This is a genomic window from Vibrio sp. T9, assembly GCF_003123985.1.
Lineage (GTDB): Bacteria > Pseudomonadota > Gammaproteobacteria > Enterobacterales > Vibrionaceae > Vibrio > Vibrio diabolicus.
In genome coordinates, this window is sequence record NZ_NIGY01000211.1 from 1 (window position 1) to 278 (window position 278).

A 278-nucleotide genomic window follows, 5' to 3' on the forward strand; every position below is an offset into this window, starting at 1 on the left:
CGATCGCCCTGGTCGAGCGCGACGAAGATAAACGTGAATCCGGCCGCACCCGTGAGCATGCCGCGGAAATCGCCGTTGCGCAGGTAATCGTGGTCGATCGGAAGTCGCCGTAGCCCGAACCAATACAGCGCGAAAAGAGGCACGGCGACGACGGTGTTCTGCCAGAAGATCCAGTCCCAGGTCACGTGTTCCACGTACCAGCCTTCCAGGGTCGAGGCCAGGTTGAGGCCGAGGACGATGTTCATCGCGTACGCGGCCAGGCCCCATGGCCACAGGCT

The 278-nt window shown here is 62.9% G+C and carries 1 protein-coding gene; it reads right to left on the minus strand.

Annotation, left to right across the window (positions count from 1 at the left end):
* Positions 1-278 (minus strand): hypothetical protein (locus CBX98_RS26480; protein WP_197710276.1); only part of this gene is annotated, 278 nt, incomplete at both ends.